The sequence below is a fragment of the Colwellia marinimaniae genome, from assembly GCF_002207865.1.
Lineage (GTDB): Bacteria > Pseudomonadota > Gammaproteobacteria > Enterobacterales > Alteromonadaceae > Colwellia > Colwellia marinimaniae.
The window spans coordinates 1-271 of record NZ_BDQM01000279.1 but is presented as its reverse complement, the minus strand read 5'-3'; the positions used below and the strand labels follow the sequence as shown (position 1 = coordinate 271).

1 pseudogene is annotated in these 271 nt (G+C 50.2%); it reads left to right on the top strand.

Features of this window, described 5'->3' with window-relative positions:
- Positions 1 to 20: 20 nt before the first annotated feature.
- A pseudogene (locus MTCD1_RS21965) lies at positions 21 to 271 on the top strand (alanine dehydrogenase); the annotation flags it as partial.

The window sequence follows — 271 nt, the reverse complement described above, 5'->3', positions numbered from 1 at the left end:
AAGGCTGTTCCCTGTTTTGCATGGCACATTTTAACTCCTACCCGGAACGAGCCAAAGTACTGCAAGACAAGCGTATCAATGTCATCGCCATGGAAGAGATATACGAATCTCCCAATCAGGAGTCGGATACTCGAATCTTAGGACGAGTGGCCATGAATCATGCCTTAGCTCCCTTCTTCAGTGACAATAGCGTGGGCGGATTGCGAGTCAGAATCATCGGCTGGAGTGAACGTCTTCGCGGAGCAATCAACCGATGCGGCAACCGTAATCC